The sequence below is a fragment of the Corynebacterium pseudopelargi genome (genome assembly GCF_003814005.1).
GTDB lineage: Bacteria > Actinomycetota > Actinomycetes > Mycobacteriales > Mycobacteriaceae > Corynebacterium > Corynebacterium pseudopelargi.
This window is the reverse complement of record NZ_CP033898.1, coordinates 2,314,419-2,332,139: the sequence shown is the minus strand read 5'-3', so window position 1 is coordinate 2,332,139 and position 17,721 is coordinate 2,314,419. Positions and strand designations below refer to the sequence as shown.

Here is a 17,721-nt window from a genome sequence, read left to right as displayed (position 1 = left end):
TATGAGTGGTGGCGGGCATCTTAGTGCCCCTCCCCTTCCTCACGTCTGGGGCGACGCTGCGATTTTGGATGCGCAACATAGCGAGTGCTTTGGGCATAGCGCTGCGGCGGCCTCGGAGCGCGCTTGGAAGCGTCGAAACGCTGCACGCGCCGCTTAGCCCGGCGCCTGCGGATAACACCGAGGAACAGCAGGCCTACCAGCGTTAACACAATCAGCACCGTAGAAAGCTTGGAGCCGATGATGCCCGAGCGAGTTTGCACACCGATGGTCACGGGATTGGAAATGGCAGCGCCAGAAGGCGTGGCCAACCACAGGTCAATATCGGTGCGCCCAGAATCCGTGGGCAAGGTGGCCGTCATTTGGGCGGTAATGGAGCCCTTTGCGGGGATGAGCAGGCGCTCTTCGACGTTAACGCTTGCCCCCTCGGGCGCATCATAAAGAATCCGCGCATCCACCGGCAGCGGCAGACCATTGCGCGCGGCAATCAATAAAGGAGAAGAATCAGACCAGCGCGTGTACACATTGCCAGGCGGCAAAAGCGTGACCGAGGAACGAAGCTCGGTGAGTGTGTCGCGGTTTTGGTTCAACAGCGCATTCTCGCGCTCCACCGTTTGATCAAAGGTGGCGATAGAGCCGCGACCATTCGAGCTCAACGCGCGAAGTACATCCATACGCAGCGGAGCCGTAAAGCTATATGGCCCAATAGCTACCGCCGGATCGGGGACCATGAGCTGGGTGAGGTCGTCAATATAATCAGCCTGCTGGCGAGCGCGGCTAATCTCGGTATCCGAAATCACCGTCGGATCATCAAAGGGCGCACCAAAACCTGGGGGTTCTGGCATTTGTTGTGCTGCTAGCTCTTCAGTTTCCTCCGGGTCTAAAGCCAGATAACGATCCAAGGTGATGGTTTCGGCATCGCCACGCTCTACCAATTCGCCCACGGTATTTAACAGGGTTTTGGGGCTCGATGCATCAGTTGGCAACATGACCAGGACTGGGTCTTCGCTTTGTTCTGCCTCAAACTCAATGGCAGCACTGGCGGTGGCCAGGCGCGCCGGGGCTGCATCAAGGCGCGCATCAAAGCGAGTGTTGTAGTTGCTATACCCCTTCGTGTCTGGGGTGTCGGAGGCGTCGGCAAGCAAAGCGGCCAAAGAACCTGGATAGGTCTTGGCCCAAATATTTGGACCAAGCAAGGCTGTATTGCCGCTTCGTGGGGCAGCCCAAATGGTGTTATCCGCCATGAGCACGCGCACGGGCTGCTGTGGCCTGGGTGGCAAACTCGAAGGCGCCTGCGGCTGGGTTTGTTCCAGGGCGGAATCGGAGGTGTTTTCCGGCTCCGGTTTGGGGTTTTGCTCACCCTGCTCAAACCACGCCTTACCCAAAGGATCCAGCGTGCTCGATTGCGGGATCGAAGCCTGATCGGCCCAACCCATGCTGCTCACGCTCGGCGGGCTGATATAGCCCTTGCCCGGGATCACTACATTGTCGAGCGGCTCGCTGCCGAGCACATTGCTCAAGGTGATCTGCCCGCGCTGCAAAGCCTCGCGCATCAACCACTCATTATTGGTGGCCTGCACCGCATCCAGATCAGCATTGGCCCAGGGCAAGGCCACGGTGCAACTGCGCTCGGCAATCTCGCGCAAGTGGTTTAGCCACTGGGCGGCAATCTCTTGGCCAGTGCCCTCGGTGCTTTCAATATCTTCGCCGCCGCTGCCCCAGGAATCGCGCAGACGCTGCTTCTGGCTCACCACGCTGGGACGCTGTTGGGCCACCTTATAGCCCTGAGACATCCGCGCTGCGGTGCGCACCAGTTCCGGATCGATGCCAAGGCAGGTGCCCCGAGCTGCCTGAGGATACGCCGTGGCAAAAGCATCGAAGTCATTCAACGTTTGGCCAAGATGGCCACCGGGGCCGAAGTTGTGGGCGAGATCCTCAGACTGCAATAACAGCTCTGCAGGCTCGGGGGCATCGCCGGTTTCGCCACCAACGGCATCAATGGGAGCACTCAGGGGCACCAACACCGAAAGGGCGGTGCTTTCTTGTTCTTCTTCATCACTGCTACGCACAGCACTTAAGAAGCGTTGGGTGCTGACGATGCCCTCGCTGCTTGATTCCAAGGCCACCATCACCGGATACACCCCGCCGGCTTGAAGCCGCAGGCCATCGCCCTGCTCGGCAGTGCTTACTTCAAGGGAGATCTCTTTGGCTTCACCCGGCTCAATCACACCGCTGAGCTTGATGGGCGTTGCCCGGTAGGGATAGGCAGAGGGATCAGCGGCTAACACCTCGCGGCTTTGCCCAAGGGAATCCTCGCTATCGGCGTGGGCGATGAGGATGCGCAGATTATCGGCGTTGAGCGGCTCATCGGATTCGTTGAGCACCTCGGCGCGCAGCGAAAGTGGGGATCCAAGCTCCACGGAGGTGGGCACTTGGGTCAGGGCAATGCGAAGATCGCCCTCGGCATCAATCTCGCGAACATTCGGGTTGACCCAGCGTTCGCGGGTGCTTTGGGCAGAAGGCGATACGGGAAGCCCCTCGCCTAAGGCTGTATCGGGCATGCCAAGCACACCGACGAGCAAACCAACAGCCACGCCGGTGCTGAGCATTCGACGGCTTAACGTGGCGTGACCCTCCCTTCGGCGCGTTCTGCGCGGGCATATTCAGGCAAAAGGTTATAAGCCACCCGTGCAAGTTTGCGTTCATCAGCGTAGGCGAAATGCTCGCTGAGCTTATTCGCCGGGATCCAGGCAACCTCGGTCACTTCCGGATCTTCGTCGTTGAGGTCTCCGTCGACAAAGCGCAAGAGATGATGGTGCACGGTTTTATGGATCCGCACGCCTTCAGAAACGAACCAATAATCAATCACACCGAGCTCGGCAAAGACCTCGCCGTGTACGCCCGTTTCCTCCCACACCTCACGTTCTGCGGTGGCGGCTTTATCTTCGCCCGGTTCCACATGCCCCTTCGGCATCGACCAGAGGATGCGGCCGCGTCGATCCAGCCTGCCAATGAGCGCAACATAGATCTTAGAAAGATCCACATTGCCTTCGGCGTCTACCGCCTCGGCCAAACCAGACACGAGCAAGCCGCCCGCGGAGGTTTCATCGCGGGTGGGCATGGAACTGGCTTGTGGCCCACGGGAATTGTGGGTTCGCCGCTGCCTGCGCCCGGAGCTTCCTGCACGCCCGCGGGCACGCCGAGAAGCGCCGCCACCTTCACTATTTTGGTGGCCGCGCTGCTGTTGTGCCTGGGCACCGCGCTTCTTCGAGCGCCCCCGTCGCCTGCGCCTGCGGGGATGCTTCGAGGGTTGCGAGGAACCACCTGCGGCGGTCTCGTTTTCATCCATCCCGCTGATCGTAACCGCTGGCGCCCTGAAACGGTATAAGCCAGGGCGCGCCAAGAATGTAGAATCTTGCTAATGATGACGTCACGCAACGCAACTTTGCTGCTGCAGGGGCATAAGGAAATAGCCAAACTCCAACCGGTCCTGCGCCCGCTCGCACAGGCATTTCGGGATCAGGGCTACTCCTTATACCTAGTGGGTGGCTCCGTGCGCGACGCGCTCCTTGGCCGTTTAGGCCACGACCTCGACTTCACCACCGAGGCGCGCCCTGAACAGGTGCAGCAGATCCTGCAAGCCCTCAGCCCCAGCGTATGGGATACCGGCATCGATTTCGGCACCATCTCCGCAGAGATCCAGGGCATGCAGATTGAGATCACCACCTTCCGCGCCGATAGCTATGATGGCCAATCGCGCAACCCCGAGGTGCAATATGGTGATCGCCTAGAAGATGACCTGATCCGGCGTGATTTTCGCGTCAACGCTATGGCCTTAGAGCTCGATGTTGACGCAGAGCCGGTCTTTCATGATCCCCTCGGCGGTTTAGAAGATCTGCAACACCGCCTCCTTGATACCCCCGCCGCCCCCGAGCTGAGCTTTCACGACGATCCCCTACGCATGCTGCGGGCAGCGCGCTTTGTGTCGCAACTGGAATTCTCCCTAGCCCCGCGCGTGCAGAAGGCCATGGAGGAAATGGCCGGGCAGATCGAGCGCATCTCCGCCGAGCGCGTGCAGATGGAATTAGACAAGCTCATGCTCGGTCAGGCCCCTTGGGATGGTATCCGCGTCATGGTTGATACCGGCCTGGCCGATGTGGTGTACCCGGAAATTGCGGCATTAAGGCTCACCCAAGACGAACACCGCCAACACAAAGATGTCTACGAGCATTCCTTGACGGTGCTGCGCCAAGCCGTGGAGTTAGAAGAATCTCCCGATTTGGTGTTGCGCTGGGCGGCACTTACCCACGATATTGGTAAGCCTGCTACCAGGGAATTCCATGAAAATGGCCGGGTGAGCTTCCACCAACACGAGGTGGTGGGCGCCAAGATGGTGCGCAAGCGCATGCGCAAACTGAAATACTCCAAGCAGATGGTCAAAGACGTATCCCAGCTTGTGTTCTTGCACATGCGCTTCCACGGCTTTAGCGAGGATTCTTGGACCGATTCTGCGGTGCGCAGGTACGTTAATGATGCAGGCGATCAGCTTGAGCAATTAAATACGCTGGTGCGAGCCGATGTGACCACGCGCAATCGCAAGAAAGCCCAAAGGCTGCGGCGTTTATTTGATCTTTTTGCCGAGCGCATTGAAGATCTCGCCGCCAAAGAAGACTTGGCTAAAGTGCGCCCTGCGCTTGACGGCAATGCGATTATGGAGCTCCTAGGTCTTCAGCCAGGCCCCGAGGTTGGGCAAGCCTGGCAGTATCTCAAGGAGCTGCGTTTAGAGCGCGGCCCGATGGAAGTAGAAGAAGCCGAAGCAGCACTGCAAGCGTGGTGGAAAGAAAGGCAGGAAGCATGAACCTCTTTGGAGAACGGCTCTTCCAAGCCCTTGAACAGGCAACGCCAGAACCCGGCATGTTGCTAGTGACCGACCCCCTCGGCTTAGAGGGCAGCTTCTTTCACCGCAGCATCCTCTTGGTGCTGGAGCACTCCGAGACGCACTCCATGGCGGTGATTTTGAATCAGCGCTCCGATGTGGCGGTATTTAATGTCTTGCCCGCATGGGCGCCATTGGCCTCCAAGCCCCCGGCTGTGTTTATTGGCGGTGCCCACGAGCAGCGAGCAGTCTCCGCCTTGGGCATCTTGGCTAAAGATAAGGTGCGCGAAGAGCACCCGGATATGCTGCGCGTTGCCAACCGCATCGTGCGCATCGCCATGAGCGAAGATCCAGGTGAGGTAGGCGAGCTCTTAGAGGGTGTACGTATTTTCCAAGGCCTGCAGTTTTGGGGCCCTGGTGAATTGGAAGAAGAAATCGCCAGCGGCGATTGGTACGTCACCCCCGCGCTGCCCTCGGATATTCTCACCCCCGGCAATCAAGACCTTTGGGTAAATGTGCTGCGCCGCCAGCCCATGCCCTTGCCGCTGTTTGCCACCTACCCAAGTGAGATCGACGATAACTAAGAAGCTAGGAGCCAAGCTTGGCTTCGGCCTCTGCCCATAGCGCCTGGAAGCTTGCTGCGTCGAGATGCTCGGCCTGAATCCCCTCATATTGCTCGTAGGTATCGGGGTGGGGTACTTCCTGCATGGGCGGGGTGGCTTCGCCTTTGATTTGCGTGCCGTGGACGCTGCCGCGGATCACGCCTTGGGGGTCGAGCTCAATCATGCGGTGCATGCGGCAGGTGTGAGGCCCGATGGGTTCTAATTCTGCGATGTGGATGCTTTGGCCTACCCCAGGGATGGTGAAGGTGGTGCGTACATAGAGCATTGCTGCGCCCTTTCTAGAGTTTTTGGGAATGGAGATGCTGGGCGTACCAGGAGCACATGATTAATTGCACCTGGTGGAAGATCATCAGCGGCAAAATCAGCAGCGAAAGCTGCGCACCGCCGAAGATCACCGCTGCCATGGGAAGCCCTGATGCGAGCGACTTTTTAGAGCCGCAAAATTGTATAGCGATACGATCGCCGCGCCCAAAATGAAGCTTTTGTGCCACAAGCTTGCTCAACCAGAGCATCAGGGCAACAATCACGGCAGAAAGCACGATGAGGGCGAGGATCTGCATTGCGCCGATGCTGGCCCAAATCCCGGCCACCATGCCTTGAGAAAAGGCCGAATACACCACCATGGTGATAGAGCCGCGGTCGACTACCTTGGTGCCCTTCGTGGCAGCTACTGCCCCAACAATCGGCCTGAGTAATTGGCCGAGCACGAAGGGTAAGAGCAGTTGGGTGGCGATTTTGATAAAGACGCTGGTATCCACGTGCACCGAGCCGTCGTGGGTCATCAGCGCCATCACCAAGATTGGGGTGAGGAAAACCCCGAGCATATTCGATAGTGAGGCGCTGACGATAGCGCCTGCAACATTGCCCTTTGCAATGGAAGTAAAAGCCACCGAGGATTGCACGGTGGAAGGTACCAGGGTCAGATACATCAGCCCCATGGCGATGCCGGCGCCGAACCAGGAGCCTAGGGGTTGGAGTGCTATGCCGATGAGGGGGAAGAGTACAAAGGTAAATGCCAGGATGGTCAGGTGTAAGCGCCAGTGCTTGAGGCCTTCGAGGGCCTCTCGGGTGGAAAGCCTTGCGCCGTATAAGAAGAACAGCGCTGCGATGGCGATATCGGTGGCATAGCGGAACCACTCGGCGGCCTGCCCACGCACGGGAAAGACGATGGCGAGCAGGACTGCCGAGAGGATCAGGACGATCAGCGGGTCGATGGAGATTCGGCGCATGCCCAAAGCCTAGTCGCCGGGGCTAAGGCTCATGTCGCGCTGCCTCATGTCGTGCTGCCTGATGTCGCGCTACCTGGTGTTGAGCTACTCGCGGTTTAACCCACGTGGATTTGGCCGTTATCCATGTGTGCCCCCACTGATTCGAGGGGTTGCTGGGCTGGGCCGTTGAGCACGCTGCCGTCTTTGATGCTGAATTTGGAGCCGTGCTTGGTGCATTTGACGGTATCGCCTTCCACCACGGTAATTGGTGCGCCCTGGTGGGGGCAGACGGCTGAGTAGGCCTTGTAATCGCCTTCGGTGGGTTGGGCGATGATGTATTTATCTACGATCACCGCGCTGCCCACTGGAACGTCGTTGACGGCGATGTCTTGGGGTACGTTCTTTTCTCCCCCGCAGGCTACTAGGAGTGCACCAGCGAAGGTGGTTGCGCTGCCGATGAGGAAGGCTCGTCGGGAACAGAGGTGTTGCTCTGGCTGATTCATACCCTTGAGTATGGCACCGCGGCCTGATTGTTAAAACCAACCATAACCTAAGCAGAAGCCTAACGTCACCGTGACGTTAATCCCTTGAGCTTCCACATCACCATCCGACAGTGCAAAATCGGGCAATTATTGCTTCGTGGCGGCCTTCATGGCCTGAACAAATTCTCCCAACTCTTTGCCAAGCGCCTCCGGGTCGCGCACCTTTGCCGGCTTAGGGTGTTCGCCTTCGCAGTGGCGCTCGATAATCGAGGTGATTGCCGAACCACTGATCGCTCCCCTGGCTCCGGCCGCGATGGCCTCGGCAACGTGTTCCGGGGTGGAGATGCCAAAGCCAAGCAGAATGGGGGCACCGCCAAAGCGTTCAATATTTTCCACTACTTCGCGCAGCCCGGTGGTCTCCGATGCGCGCTCGGTGCCGGTAACGCCATCACGTGAAACGGCATAGATATAGCCCTTGGAATGTGCCGCCACTCCCTCCAGCGTTGCCTCGCTGGCCCTAGCGGGTGCGATGAAGATGGGATCAATGCCCGCCTTTTCGGCAGCGGAAATAAAGGGCTGCCCTTCGCGCACGGGAACATCGGGAATCAAGATGGAATCAGCACCGGCCTTGGCAAATTCCTCATAGAAGCGATCAATGCCCCGGGTAAAGGGCACGTTGCCGTAGATGAGCAAGCCGATGGGAACCTCGGGGAATTCCTCGCGGATCTGCGCAATGAGATCCAGGGAGCTATCCACCGTTGCCCCTGCATCGAGTGCGCGCAGGTGCGAGCGTTGAATGGTCGGCCCATCGGCTACTGGATCAGAAAAAGCAACGCCGAGCTCCAGGGCATCGGCCCCTGCGTGGATGAGGGTGCGGATGATGTGCAAGGAATCTTCGGGTGTGGGATCGCCCAACATGACGAAGGGAACAAAGGCGCCCTCGCTGCCCAGGCGTTGGAAGAGTGCTGCATAACGGGTCATGGTTTCTAGCCTTTCAGCTTGAGCTCGGGGTTGGCCTCGAGGGTGGCGCGAACATGGTCAATGTCTTTGTCGCCTCGGCCAGAAAGGGAGACGAGGATGTTCAGCGCTTTGCCTTCGCGGTCTGCAGTAGCGGCACGCTTGAGGGCATAGGCCAGCGCGTGGCTGGATTCGAGGGCGGGAATGATGCCTTCTTCACGTGAAAGCAATTGGAAGGCCTCGAGTGCTTCGGCATCGGTGATGGCCACATATTTTGCCCGGCCGCTGGCGGCTAAGTAGGCATGCTGGGGGCCTACGCCTGGGTAGTCCAAGCCGGCGGAAATGGAGTAGCTTTCTTCTACCTGCCCATCGCCATTGCGCATGAGGTAGCTGCGGGTGCCGTGGAGGATGCCGATTTGGCCGGCGCTAATGGTCGCGCCGTGTTCTCCAGAATCCAGGCCATGCCCACCGGGTTCTGCGCCTACGAGCTCCACGGAGGGCTCATCAATGAAGTCTGCAAACATGCCAATGGCATTGGAGCCGCCACCTACGCAGGCAACCACCACATCGGGCAGGCCGCCGGTGCGTTCAAGCATTTGGGCTTTGGCTTCGGTGGAAATAACACGGTGGAATTCACGCACGATGGTTGGGAAGGGGTGCGGGCCTGCGGCGGTGCCGAGCAGGTAGTGAGATTCGTGGAAAGTGGCCGTCCAATCGCGCAGGGCCTCGTTCACGGCATCCTTGAGCGTGCCGGAACCGGAATCCACCGGCACGACCTTCGCGCCCATCAGCTCCATGCGATAGACATTGGGCTGCTGGCGTTCCACGTCTTTAGCGCCCATATAAATGACGCATTCGAGGTCTAATAGCGCGCAGGCCAAGGCGGTGGCGGTGCCGTGTTGTCCGGCGCCGGTTTCCGCGATGATGCGCGTTTTGCCCATGCGCTTGGCCAGGAGTGCCTGGCCGATCACCTGGTTGGTTTTATGTGCGCCGCCGTGCACGAGATCTTCACGCTTGAGAAAGATGCGCACCTTGGATTCGCCGTTCTTGCGGCTTAGGGGCAGCTTTGAGCATTCGGTGAGCGGTGTTGGGCGGCCTAGGTAATCGCGGAGGTAGCCGCGCAGTTCTTCGCGGAAGGCCTCGGATTCCATGGCATCTACAAAGGCGCGTTCAAGCTGATCTAAGGCTGGGATTAAGGATTCGGGTACGAATTGTCCGCCGAATTCTCCAAAGTATGCGGGCAGGATGGTCGATGATTCAGTCACGTTTCGCGTCCTTTGCGTCGGTGCGGATGATGTGAAACGCCCGGCGTAGCGCGCCTGCGTCTTTGTGGTGATTAAAGGGGCCGGCGTGGTGGTATTCCACACCGGAATTCAGGTCCACGCCTGCGCACCCAATGCCAAGGGCCTCGTGGAGGTTATCCGGGCCGATGCCACCGGCGATGAGGCTGTGCTGGCGCACTTCTTCGGGGATCAATGCCCAATCAAAGCGTGTGCCGCTGCCGCCTTCTGCTGCATCCAGCACGAGAAGGTCCACCTCTTCTACGAGCGCGCGTGCAAGCTCCGGGCCTTCTGGGGCAGTCATAGAAATAGCACGCCAGACTTCGATGCCCTCCCCTACTTCCTCGCGCACGTGGGCGATCAGCGCGCGTTCGGCTTCGAGGGAACCTTGATAAGGTGCGTGGATCTGCACGGCTACGATGCCCTCTTGGATCAGCTCGGCCCAACCTTCGGTGCGTCTAGATACCGCCACATAGCGCAGCCCAGGTTCCGCGGCGATAATTTCGGCCGATGTTTCACGTGAAACATTGCGCGGGCTGGCTTGCTCAAAAATGAGCCCGCCGTAGAGAGCGCCTGCCGCGCGTGCGGCTTGGGCGGCGGAAGGAGAACGCAAACCGCACACCTTGTTATCGCCAAATACGAGGCTGCGCGCGGCCTGGTCTACGTCCTGCTGCCCGGTGAGGTGTGAGCCAACGAGGTAGGCATCGGAATGTGCCGCAAGCTCACGCACCACGGCGTGCTCGCGGATACCCGACTCGGATACCACCACTGCCCCCTTGGGCACCAGCGGTGCCAAACGGGCAGAGCGGCCAAGATCGATGGAAAGATCGTGAAGATTGCGGTGATTAATGCCGAAGATCTTTGCGCCTAAGCGCTGCGCGCGGGCCACTTCTTCTTCATCAATGACCTCCGTGAGCACATCCATTCCAAGGCGCTGCGCCTCCGCGGAAAGCACACGGTACTCATCATCGTCCAAAATGCTCAGCATGAGCAGGATGGCATCGGCACCGAAGTAGCGCGCCGCATGCACCTGCACCAGATCAATGATGAAGTCCTTGCACAACACCGGAAGATGCGTCGAAGATGCCACGGTGGCCAGGTGGTTATAGTCGCCACCAAAACGCTCCGGCTCGCACAGCACGCTAATGCCTGCCGCATAGCGCGAATACACCCGCGCAATTTCGCCTGGATGATAGGAGGCGCGGATCAGCCCCAACGAAGGCGATGCGGCCTTGCATTCCATAATGAAGTGCGGTCCGCCGGGGGCGGAAAGGGATTGGAATAGCGATCGCTCAGAGCGCGGCAAGGCCTCTGGATCCACGTGGTTGATCCGCTCGCGGATATCAGCAAGGTGCCCGCGCCGGGTTTGCACGATGCCCTCAAGCACGGTGGGTAGGGCCTTATCCGCCATAGTTGGCCTCCTCGTGGGTTGCTAACCACTGCTCCACTGCCCCGGAATCGAGCAGTTCCTTGGCACGCTCGACACCCTCGCGCAGCGAGTCGCTCGCGCCGGTGACGTAGAACATGCCACCGGCATTGGCGGCGATGGCATCGCGGTGTGCCACAGCCCCGCGCCCGGCGAAGGTATCGCGCATGAGGCGGGCATTCTCGGTGGCGTCGCCTCCGGCAAGATCAGCTAGGGCGTGGGTATCAAGGCCGAGCTCTTCGGGGGTGACTTCATATTCGGTGATCTCCCCGCCTTCGAGCTCCCAAATATGCGTGGGGCCGTGCACGGCAATCTCATCGGTGCCTGAGCCGTGCACCACAAGGGCGTGGTTGCGGCCGAGATCGCGGAAGGTCTCGGCGATTATTGGCCCCATCGATTCTTTGGCAATGCCCATGATCTGGAATTCCGGGCGCGCGGGAGAAAGGATGGGCCCGAGCGTATTAAAGAGGGTGGGGATGCGTAGCGCCTTGCGCACCGGCATCACATGGGCGATGGCCGGGTGGTATGCGGGGGCGAAAAGGAAGGTGAAGTTGGAGGCTTCGAATTGGCGCACGGCTCGGTCTGGGTCCAGGTCGAGGGGGATGTTGAGCGCTTCGAGCACATCCGCCGAGCCCGATTTGGAGGATACTGAGCGGTTGCCGCATTTGATGGTTTTGACTCCCCCGGCGGCGGCAACGAGCGAGGCGGCGGTGGTGACGTTAATGGTATTTGCGCCGTCTCCGCCGGTGCCGGCGGTGTCGAGTAGGCCTTTGCCTGTGATGGGGAATGGTCGCCCGGCTGCGAGGAAGGCTTTGGCTGCGCCGGTGATGTCTGCGGCTGTTTCTCCGCGCGTGCGGATGGTGGCCAGCAGCGCTGCGATGTGTACGTCGTCGTATTCGCCCACGGTGAGCGGGGTGAAGACTTCCACGGCCTCTTCAACGCTGGGGTTGGGGTTGTCCAGGTACTTGATTAATGTTTCTACACTCATAATGTTCCTAGCTTTTCGACGTCGCACCGCGCGCACTTAACAGCGCCTCGATGCAGCGATCAATCATTTTGGGCCCAGCAGGGCTGAGCACGGATTCGGGGTGGAATTGCAAGCCGATGGCGCCGGGTGTTTGTGCGGCCATGACTACTTCGCCGATTTCCGATTCGCAGGTCGCGAGCACTTCGAGCGCATCTGGGCTATCGGTGCAGCCGAGCGAGTGATAGCGCGCAATGGGCACCAGTGTGCCCTTGAAGTGGTTTTCGGGTCCGGCGTCGGTGGCAAGGCCCGCAAAGAGCGGGCTTTGCATACCGGCGGGGCTGAGTTTCATGTGGTCCATCTTGCCGTGCACTGGCCCGCAGGGGCGCACGGTGCCGCCAAAGTGTTCCAGGAGCGCTTGGAATCCAAGGCAGATGCCGAGCATGGGGATCTGCTTATCAAAGCAGGTGCTGATCAGTTCCATCATGCAACCGGCTTCGCGTGGGTGGCCAGGGCCTGGAGAAAGCACGATCAGGTCCGGCTGTGCTGCAAGGATTTCTTCTACGGCTACGTCATTGCGAAACACCGTGCAGCGATACCCTGCCACGGCGAAGGCATCGACGAGGTTGTACACAAAGGAGTCTCTGTTATCGAGCATGAGCACGTGGATATCTTCGGGCCTCATTTGTGCACCTCTACTTCTTTTCCTTGAGCCAATGCGATGGCGTGCAATACGGCATAGGCTTTGTGCAGTGTCTCATCGGCTTCGAGTTGGGGCACGGAATCTCGCACCACACCGGCTCCGGCCTGCACGACGGCCTGGCCGTCTTGGACGAAGGCGGAGCGGATCACGATGCAGGTATCCATGGATCCATCGCCGCGTAAATAGCCCACTGCCCCGCCGTAGGAGCCTCGGCGGATCCCTTCTACCTCGCGCAGCAGCTCCATTGCGCGCAGTTTAGGTGCACCGGTGAGGGTGCCCATGTTCATACAAGCACGATAAGCATCGAGTGCATCGAAGTCTTCGTGCAGGGTGGCTTCGACGCGACTGATCAGGTGCATCACTCGCGAGTAGCGATCCACTTGTAATAGTTCGGCTACTTTTCGGGTGGCGGGCACGGCAACGCGGGCAAGGTCGTTGCGGGCAAGATCCACCAGCATGGAGTGCTCGGCTACCTCTTTGGCATCGGTGCGCATATCTAATTCGGCGCGGATATCGAGTTCGTGGTTGATGGAACCGTCGGGGTTTAAACCACGTGGGCGGGTGCCGGCGATTGGGTAGAGCTGCACGCGACGCGAGGGCATCTCGAGGGTCAGGTTGGATTCCGGTGAGGCTCCAAAGAGTTCATAGGGTCCGGCCTCAGACACGCTGCGCATATAGAACATGTAGGGGCTGGGGTTGGTGGCGCGCAGGTGGCGATAGGCGATGTAGGCATCGGGGCATTCGCAGGTGAAGTGGCGCGCGGGCACGACCTGATAAATGTCACCTTGACGAATATTGCCCTGGAGTTCGGACACGGCTTGGCGGAAGTTGGCATCGGAAATATTCGTGTGCACATCCAATTTCCCCTGCGGCTGGCCAAGCGGGGGCTCTTCAAGCTCGATCGCCTCGATCTCCTCGCGAAGCTGAGCAACCGCAGCTTCTGCCTCCTGCTGGCTTAGGCCCACGGCCTCCACGGCAGCCTCTTGGGTGCGGTGATCGATGGTGAGCAGGGTTTCGGCTACGAGGAATTGATAGTCGGGGAAGGTATTTGGCCCGGGCGCTACCTTGGGAAGATCCTCGAAGGTGGCCACAAAATCGAAGGCGAATCCACCGACGATAAAGGGCAGCATCTCGCCTTCATACCCGGCGTCGAGCTGCAGGCGGCGCAACACCTCCACCTGGCTGCGATCAAGGAGTCGATCGCGTTCATCGTGGGCGGTGGAGGGCTCAAAGCTAAAGGTGGTTTCCTGCTTGGCATCGCCATCGAGCCGTGCCAGCATGGCTTCGCCGGTGGGGCTTAATGCCTTAAGGTGCACCTGCTCGCCGCGGCAGGTCACTCGCAGCGCGGCCTTGAGTGCGGCTACGCATCGGGTTTTCTTCTTGGATTCAATATCGGCTGATTCCAGCAGCACTGCGTCGTGCGCCTCGATGCCGCCGAGTGCAGCAAAGAGTGCGGCTGCGTCGCTGTGATAGCGCACCCTCGTGCGCGCGCTAAAAAATTCCATCATGCCCTTTCGCCGGTGTGGCTTCTTGCCTTGGAGCCCGTGCGGTAAATAGAGCAAAAGGCCCGTAGCAAGAAGCTGACGAGCCTAGTGTTGTTGCAATGCAAACGTGACCCGCCTTAAGCGCGCCACCACCAGATGCATTGTTGTGTATTCACGAAGATTTAGATTACTGGGTCTTGGCTCACACTGCAAGAGAAGCCTTAGTGATCCTTCACCGCACGGCGAAGCGCTTCCACATCCACCTCGGGAGCGGTGGGGGCTTCCTCTTGCCCACCGGCACTGCAGCAGGAGGATTGTGCTGCTTCTTGTTTGGCGTCGTGATCGGCGAGCACGGCAACGGTGCGCGAGCCGAGGCTAGAGCCAAGCGCTACGAGCACTATGCCGAAGAAGGTGAGCACGGCGGCCAGCAGCCAGAGCCAAGCGTTATTCACAAAGCAGAGCAGCCCGGCAAAGGAGAAGGCGACGCCGCTGATCACCCAGAGCGGGCCTGCGGTTTGGTGGGCAGCATCCCACATCTGGCGCGACTTGCGCACCTCGGGCACTTTAATGCCGATATAGGAATTGCCGGGTAGCTTGCGAGTCCACCCGAGCACGCCAAGGATGATCGCGCAAAGGGCAATGATGAGAAGCAAAATGCCGACGAAAGTCATGCCAGACATGCTACTCGCTTAGGCCAATGTTTCACGTGAAACATGCGAGCACTGGGACGTCGAAAAGCTAGGAAATGCGAGTTAATAGGGTATTTTGAGTACGAATGCGGTCCCCTCGCCGCGATCGAAAGGAAATTTTCATGGACTTCAAGCGACTCTCCAGTTCGCTGCTATTTAGGATCATCCTCGCGATCATCCTCGGCATTATCTGCAGCCTCTTCTTCCCTGTGTGGCTCGCGCGGGTATTTGTCACCTTTAACAGCCTGTTTGGTAACTTCCTCGGCTTCTTCATCCCCGTACTCATCTTCGCGCTGATCACGCCCGCCATCGCCGGTCTGGGACGCGGCGCCGGTAAATGGCTGGCCATCACCACCGGCATCGCCTACGGCTCCGCGGTTGTTTCCGGCCTGATCTCCTGGGCCGTGGCCATGCTGGCCTACCCGATCCTGCTGAACAACCAGGGCGATGTGGCCGTCCACGATGTGGAAGAAGGCGCGCTGGCCTCATATATCGACATCCAAATGCCAGCGCCGATGGAAGTGATGACGGCCCTGATCCTCGCCTTCGTGGTGGGCGTGGCCATGACCACCGTTAAATCCGACACCCTCTACTCCGGCGTTGCCGATCTGCGCCGCGTGGTAATGAAGGTGATCTCGGGCTTCATCGTGCCCCTGCTGCCGCTGTATATCTTTGGCATGTTCCTCTCGCTGGGCATGAACGGCAACCTCACCGCCACCCTTTCGGCCTTTGCCAAGGTGCTGGTGCTGGCCATCGTGATGAGCTTCGTGCTGTTGCTGCTGCAATTCCTCATCGCAGGTTCCATCGCGCGCCGCAATCCCTTTAGCTCTTTGAAGAACATGATGCCCGCCTACTTCACGGCCCTGGGCACCTCTTCTTCTGCAGCCACCATCCCCGTCACCTACGAATGCGCCCGCAAAAACGATGTGAGCCAGTCGGTGGCAGGCTTTACCGTGCCGCTCTGCGCCACCATCCACCTCTCCGGCTCGATGATGAAGATTACGCTCTTCGCCTTCGCCATCATGTTCATGGACGGCATGGATATCCCGCTGACCACCGCGATTGGCTTCATTCTCATGCTGGGCGTGACCATGGTGGCAGCCCCAGGCGTACCAGGTGGCGCCATCATGGCCGCCGTTGGCCTGCTTTCTGCCAACCTCGGCTTCAACGATGATCAAGTGGCGCTCATGATCGCCGCCTATATCGCCATCGACTCCTTCGGCACCGCCTGCAACGTCACCGGCGATGGTGCGATCGCCATGGTGGTAGACCGCTTTGCCAAGGGCAATATCGCCCGCACCGAACTCGACGACGACGATGACCTCGGCCTGGCCGCGGCCATCGAAGGCATCGAAGAAAAATAACTAATCCAAGGGGGCGGCGTCGAGCAGGCGCACGCCCTCTACCCATGCCGCGCACAGCACCAGGGCGGGCACGGAATCTTCTAAGAGATCCTCACCCACCAGCTTGAGGTAATCAAGGCTCACCCCAGGTGCTGCGGCTAACTCCTGCCTTACCTGATCAATCGCACCAGGATTTGCACGCACGGCCTCCACCGCCTGCGAAAGCGCCAAGGCCTGCTGCTTGCCCTTGGCACTGAGCCGAGCATTGCGGCTTGATTGCGCCAAACCTTCCGCGCTTCGCACGATGGGTACGGCAACGATCCGAACGGGGAAGTTCAAGTCCTCCACCATGCGTCGAATAATGGCGAGCTGCTGGGCATCTTTTTGCCCAAAAAACGCCACGTCTGGCTGCACCAGATTCAACAGCTTGGCCACCACGGTGACTACCCCATCGAAGTGCCCAGGCCGCGAAGCGCCCTCTAAGATCTCCCCCATCCGGCCCGAACGAACCCAAATATCCGGCACGCCTTGGGGGTACATTTCTTCTACCGAAGGCGCAAAGACCAGATCCACGCTGCCTTCGAGCAAGGCCAGATCCTGATCAAGCTGGCGCGGATAGTTGCGATAATCATCGCAATCGCCCAGATCAGCAAATTGCAGCGGATTGGCAAAAATGCTGAGCACGCGAATATCGCAATCCGACGCCGCTCCCACCAACTGCAGGTGGCCTTGGTGTAGCGCCCCCATGGTTGGAATGAGCCCGATGCTGCCGGGCTTCGTTTCGCGCAGGCTTGCTAGCGCCTGCTGCAGTTCGGCAATGCTGTGGACAAGCTGCGGCATTAGCGCTCCTCGGTATCGGAAAAGGATTCAGCCTCGGCCGGGAAGGTTCGAGCATGAACCTCCTGGATATACTCGCGTGCGGCTTGATCGAGCACAGAGGCGACGTCGGCAAAGCGGCGCACAAAACGCGGCGCGCGCCCCTGGCCCAAACCAAAGGCATCGGTCCACACCAAAATCTGCCCATCGGTGGCGTTACCCGCGCCGATACCGATGGTGGGAATGCGCAGCGCAGCGCTAATTTCGCCTGCAATTTCTTGAGGCACCATCTCTAAGACCACGGCGAAGGCGCCGGCTTCTTCTACACGGCGAGCGGATTGGAAGAGCGTTTCACGTGCCTCGCCCTTGCCCTGCACCACAAAGCCGCCGAGCGCGTGCTCGGATTGGGGCGTAAAGCCAAGGTGCGCCATCACGGGAATGCCGGCCTGAACAATGGCGCGGATAAGCTCGGGGCGCTCGCCTTCTAATTTGATGGCGTCTGCCCCGGTGGCCTTCATTAGTTCGATGGCGCTTTGCACACCTTGTTCGCAAGAGACTTCATAAGAACCGAAGGGAAGGTCTACCACCACGAGTGGTCGCGGTGCCGCATCGGCTACAGCGCGGCCAAGCACGGCCATTTCATTCAAGGACATTGAAAGCGTTGAGGCCCTGCCAAACACCACATTTGCCGCGGAATCCCCCACGAGCAAAATATCGATGCCGGCCTCGGCAAAAATGCGTGCGCTTAAGGCATCGTAGCTGGTTAAAGCGCTAATGGGCTGGCCTTGATCCTTCATCGCTTGGATGTGACGAATGCGCAGGCGCTTGGGCGAAGACTGTTGATTATTGCCATACACGGACATGCCAAGGAGT

Annotated in this window: 16 protein-coding genes and 1 pseudogene; 3 read left to right on the top strand and 14 right to left on the bottom strand. The window is 59.5% G+C overall.

The genetic code is table 11. The features are described 5' to 3' along the window. Nucleotides 1-20: 20 nt before the first annotated feature. Complete coding sequence (locus CPPEL_RS10985; protein ID WP_123961154.1) at nt 21-2,606, bottom strand: DUF6049 family protein; 2,586 nt, start codon at nt 2,604-2,606, stop codon at nt 21-23. Between the two features lie 8 nt (nt 2,607-2,614). Then, nucleotides 2,615-3,124: pseudogene (locus CPPEL_RS10980) on the bottom strand (NUDIX hydrolase); the annotation flags it as partial. Between the two features lie 294 nt (nt 3,125-3,418). On the opposite strand from CPPEL_RS10980, the gene CPPEL_RS10975 reads away from it, so the two are divergent. Both CPPEL_RS10975 and CPPEL_RS10970 read left to right on the top strand, forming a co-directional pair. Further along, nucleotides 3,419-4,855 (top strand): CCA tRNA nucleotidyltransferase, encoded by a 1,437-nt coding sequence (locus tag CPPEL_RS10975; RefSeq protein ID WP_123961152.1) that lies wholly within the window; start codon nt 3,419-3,421, stop codon nt 4,853-4,855. Beyond that, on the top strand, nt 4,852-5,457 hold the full coding sequence (locus CPPEL_RS10970; RefSeq protein WP_123961151.1) for a YqgE/AlgH family protein: 606 nt from the start codon (nt 4,852-4,854) through the stop codon (nt 5,455-5,457). Before CPPEL_RS10975 ends, CPPEL_RS10970 begins: the two co-directional genes overlap by 4 nt. Before the next feature lie 4 nt (nt 5,458-5,461). Here CPPEL_RS10970 and CPPEL_RS10965 read toward each other — a convergent pair whose 3' ends face one another. From CPPEL_RS10965 to CPPEL_RS10920, 10 genes are all read right to left on the bottom strand, one after another. Then, the gene (locus CPPEL_RS10965; RefSeq protein ID WP_123961150.1) at nt 5,462-5,761 is read right to left on the bottom strand and encodes a hypothetical protein; all 300 of its coding nucleotides are present in this window, start codon (nt 5,759-5,761) and stop codon (nt 5,462-5,464) included. A gap of 13 nt (nt 5,762-5,774) precedes the next feature. After that, a complete protein-coding gene (locus tag CPPEL_RS10960) occupies nt 5,775-6,725 on the bottom strand; it encodes a bile acid:sodium symporter family protein (protein ID WP_123961149.1) in 951 nt (316 codons plus the stop codon). A gap of 95 nt (nt 6,726-6,820) precedes the next feature. Further along, nucleotides 6,821-7,207 (bottom strand): Rieske (2Fe-2S) protein, encoded by a 387-nt coding sequence (locus tag CPPEL_RS10955; RefSeq protein ID WP_123961148.1) that lies wholly within the window; start codon nt 7,205-7,207, stop codon nt 6,821-6,823. A gap of 126 nt (nt 7,208-7,333) precedes the next feature. Next, entirely contained in the window at nt 7,334-8,167 is an 834-nt protein-coding gene (trpA, locus tag CPPEL_RS10950) for a tryptophan synthase subunit alpha (protein ID WP_123961147.1), read from the bottom strand. A 5-nt stretch (nt 8,168-8,172) separates the two neighbouring features. Then, entirely contained in the window at nt 8,173-9,408 is a 1,236-nt protein-coding gene (gene trpB / locus CPPEL_RS10945; RefSeq protein ID WP_123961146.1) for a tryptophan synthase subunit beta, read from the bottom strand. After that, nucleotides 9,401-10,834: a bifunctional indole-3-glycerol-phosphate synthase TrpC/phosphoribosylanthranilate isomerase TrpF gene (gene trpCF / locus CPPEL_RS10940; protein ID WP_123961145.1), complete on the bottom strand. Its 1,434-nt coding sequence runs from the start codon at nt 10,832-10,834 to the stop codon at nt 9,401-9,403. The genes trpB and trpCF overlap by 8 nt, the downstream gene beginning before the upstream one ends. Beyond that, a complete protein-coding gene (gene trpD / locus CPPEL_RS10935) occupies nt 10,824-11,837 on the bottom strand; it encodes an anthranilate phosphoribosyltransferase (protein WP_123961144.1) in 1,014 nt (337 codons plus the stop codon). Before trpD ends, trpCF begins: the two co-directional genes overlap by 11 nt. 7 nt (nt 11,838-11,844) lie before the next feature. Continuing rightward, nucleotides 11,845-12,498, bottom strand: a complete 654-nt coding sequence (locus tag CPPEL_RS10930) for an anthranilate synthase component II (protein ID WP_123961143.1) — start codon at nt 12,496-12,498, stop codon at nt 11,845-11,847. Beyond that, nucleotides 12,495-14,024: an anthranilate synthase component 1 gene (locus CPPEL_RS10925; protein WP_123961142.1), complete on the bottom strand. Its 1,530-nt coding sequence runs from the start codon at nt 14,022-14,024 to the stop codon at nt 12,495-12,497. The genes CPPEL_RS10930 and CPPEL_RS10925 overlap by 4 nt, the downstream gene beginning before the upstream one ends. 197 nt (nt 14,025-14,221) lie before the next feature. Next, complete coding sequence (locus CPPEL_RS10920) at nt 14,222-14,671, bottom strand: SdpI family protein (RefSeq protein ID WP_123961141.1); 450 nt, start codon at nt 14,669-14,671, stop codon at nt 14,222-14,224. Nucleotides 14,672-14,811: 140 nt separating this feature from the next. On the opposite strand from CPPEL_RS10920, the gene CPPEL_RS10915 reads away from it, so the two are divergent. Further along, complete coding sequence (locus CPPEL_RS10915; RefSeq protein WP_123961140.1) at nt 14,812-16,053, top strand: dicarboxylate/amino acid:cation symporter; 1,242 nt, start codon at nt 14,812-14,814, stop codon at nt 16,051-16,053. Here CPPEL_RS10915 and panC read toward each other — a convergent pair whose 3' ends face one another. Then, complete coding sequence (panC, locus tag CPPEL_RS10910; protein WP_123961139.1) at nt 16,054-16,872, bottom strand: pantoate--beta-alanine ligase; 819 nt, start codon at nt 16,870-16,872, stop codon at nt 16,054-16,056. After that, nucleotides 16,872-17,711 (bottom strand): 3-methyl-2-oxobutanoate hydroxymethyltransferase, encoded by an 840-nt coding sequence (gene panB, locus CPPEL_RS10905; protein ID WP_123961138.1) that lies wholly within the window; start codon nt 17,709-17,711, stop codon nt 16,872-16,874. Before panB ends, panC begins: the two co-directional genes overlap by 1 nt. Between the last annotated feature and the right edge of the window lie 10 nt (nt 17,712-17,721).